Below are 2,818 nucleotides of genomic sequence, written 5' to 3' on the forward strand. Positions count from 1 at the left end.
CACGCCCCTGCGGCTGCGCGTCCACGAGGTGCGGGCAGCGAGGGCCCTGCACCGAGGCCGCGACCGGGCGGCGCTGCGGGCCGCGGGCGAGGGCCTCGACCTGCTGTCGTCGTGGCAGCAGTCGTTCGGCGCGCTCGACCTGCAGGCCTCGGTCGCGATGCACGCGAGCGACCTCGTGTTCACCGGGCTCACGGCGGCGGCGCGCCTCGGCGACCCGGAGACCCTGTTCGAGTGGTCGGAGCGGGCGCGTCACCTCAGCCAGCAGGTCGCGCCGGTGCGGCCCCCGCACGACGCGGACCTGGCGGCGGACCTGGCGGAGCTGCGGATGCTGCGGGCAGAGCTCGCGGGTGCCGACTGGACGACCGACGCGCGGGTGCGGATGCTGCGCGACCGGGTGCGCGAGAGGCAGTGGACGGCGACCGGCTCCGGGGCCGCGCGCGAGCGGCTCGGCCTGGCGGCGGCGTCTGCACTCCTCCCGCACGACACCGCGGTGTTCTCCTACGTCTTCACCGGCTCCGAGCTGCACGCCGTGGCGGTGACCGAGGGTCGGGCGCGCATCGTGGAGCTGGACTGGCCGCGGGTGCGGGCGGCGCTCGACGGGCTGCGGGCCGACCTCGACATGGCCGCTCTCACCCGCGGCGGTGCGATGGGTGCGGTCACGCAGCGGTCCCTCGTCGCGCGGCTGGAGCTGCTCGACGCGGGGCTGCTCGCACCGCTGCGGCGGGCCGTGCCGCGGGCGTCGCGCGTGGCGATCACGGTGCCCGGCATCCTCGGGGGCGTGCCGTGGGCCATGCTGCCCGGCATGCGCGGGTTGCCGTTCACGCTCGTCACGTCGGTGTCGCGGTGGCTCGGAGCCGACCGGGCACCGCGCGCCGCGTCGCCCGTCGTGGGCTTCGCCGCCGGTCCTCGCGTGCGCCGCGCGGGCGAGGAGGTGCAGCGTGCGGCCTCGGCCTGGACGGACCGTGCCTCGACGCGCGTGTACGAGGGTGCGGAGGCGACGGTGGGTGCGGTGACGGCCCTCGCGGGCGACGCGGAGCTGCTGCACATCGCGGCGCACGGACGGCACGCGGTCGACAACCCCCTGTTCTCCGGGTTCGAGCTGAGCGACGGCACGCTGTTCGGCTACGACGTGGACCTGATCCCGCGGGCGCCGCGCACCGTGATCCTGTCGGCGTGTGAGCTGGGGCGCTCGTCGGTGCGCTGGGGGGAGGAGGCGCTGGGCATGACGCGGGTGTGGTTGCACGCGGGCACCGAGTGCGTGATCGCGGCCCCCGTCGCGGTGCCCGACGACGATGCGTGCGAGCTGCTGGCGGCCGTGCACGCCGGGCTGACCGAGGGCGCTGCACCGGCGGACGCCCTGGCCTCCGCGGCCGTCACGACGGGCGTGATCGCGCCGTTCCAGTGCCACGGCGACGGATTCTGACCTTTTTCTCCAATCGGTGTATCAGAACCGCAGGCGGTGACTCCTGTTCTTCGGAAGGTGTCGCAGGCGAAGGGCCTCGAAGGAGGAGGCGCGAGGGAGGCGCCGTCGGATCTGGGGAAACAGCGCACTGGGGAGCGCGCACGACAGGGACACCAACTGCTCTGGGGAGCCGCGGATGCAGCCGCGACACCTCACAGGGCCTCGGCGATCTGGGGACGCCGGGGCCCTTGGGGTGCGCCCGCGCGGGCTCAGGCGAGGAGCACGACGTACCCGGCGGTGCGCAGTGCCTCGACCAGCGCGGGCTCGGCCCCGCGGTCGGTGATGACGGTGTGGAACAGCTCGGGCCCGCCCACCGCGGAGAACGCCTCGACGCCGAGCTTGCTGCCGTCGGTCACCACGACCGCGCGCCGGGCACGCTCGGCCATCATGCGGTTCACGGCGGCCTCGCGCTCGTCCTGCGTGGTGGCACCCGCCGCGGCGTCCATGCCGTTCACGCCCAGGAACGCGATGTCGAGCCGCACCCCGCGCAGCAGCTGTTCCACGAACGGCCCCACGAGCTCGTACGTGCGGGAGTGGATGACGCCGCCCGTGACCACGACCTTGATGTCGGGCCGCGTGGCGAGCTGTGCCGCGATGTTGACCGCGTTCGTGACGACCGTGACGCCGCCGTCGGCGGCCAGGTCCTCCCTGGCGGCGAGGGCGGCCGCGATCGCGGTCGTCGTGGTGCCCCCGGAGAGACCCACCACCATGCCGGGCGACACCAGGTCGGCCGCGGCCTGGGCGATGCTCGCCTTCTCGTGCGTGCGCAGGTGGCTCTTGTAGCGGATGGGCAGCTCGTAGGCGACCGTCTGCGCCACCGCACCGCCGTGCGTGCGCGTGAGCAGGCGCTGCTCGGCCAGGGTGTCGAGGTCGCGGCGGGTGGTGGCCGGCGAGGCGCCGAACCGGTCGACGAGCTCGTCCACCGTGACCTCACCGCTGGCGGCGAGCAGGTCGAGGATCGCGTTCAGCCGTGCCGCCCGCTTCACCGCGTGCTCCCGGAGGAGTGCTGCGGCGGGAACCCGCGACCTCCGTGGTGACGGCCGACCGCGAGCGCCTGCGGCCCTGTCGCCGCCACGCTCATCCCGCGGCCGCCGTGTCGGTCTGCAGCGCGAACAGCCGCAGCATCCGCGCCGCCTCCTGCGCCAGCGCGTCGCGGGCGGGTGCGAGGTACTTGCGGGAGTCGACCAGCCGCTCGTCGCGGTCCAGCACATCGCGCACGGCCCGCGTGAAGAAGCCGTTCAGATGGGTCGAGACGTTGATCTTGGTCATGCCCGCCCGCACCGCGTCGGCGATCACGGCGTCGGCCACCCCGGACGAGCCGTGCAGCACGAGGGGCACGTCCGCCCCGGCCGCCCC

General features: G+C 74.8%; 3 protein-coding genes. 1 reads left to right on the forward strand and 2 read right to left on the reverse strand.

What is annotated here, in order from left to right; genetic code table 11:
• On the forward strand, window positions 1-1,423 hold a 1,423-nt coding region (locus DW309_RS17680), incomplete at its 5' end, for a CHAT domain-containing protein (RefSeq protein ID WP_136046122.1).
• A 248-nt stretch (window positions 1,424-1,671) separates the two neighbouring features.
• Here DW309_RS17680 and DW309_RS17685 read toward each other — a convergent pair.
• Window positions 1,672-2,448 carry a DeoR/GlpR family DNA-binding transcription regulator gene (locus tag DW309_RS17685; RefSeq protein ID WP_136032255.1) on the reverse strand — a complete coding sequence of 259 codons (777 nt, stop codon included), beginning with the start codon at window positions 2,446-2,448 and terminating at the stop codon, window positions 1,672-1,674.
• A gap of 91 nt (window positions 2,449-2,539) precedes the next feature.
• A partial coding sequence (locus DW309_RS17690) for a class II fructose-bisphosphate aldolase (RefSeq protein ID WP_205812855.1) occupies window positions 2,540-2,818 on the reverse strand: 279 nt, incomplete at its 5' end.

Origin of the sequence: Microbacterium sp. K41 (genome assembly GCF_004794395.1) — a bacterium.
Lineage (GTDB): Bacteria > Actinomycetota > Actinomycetes > Actinomycetales > Microbacteriaceae > Microbacterium > Microbacterium sufflavum.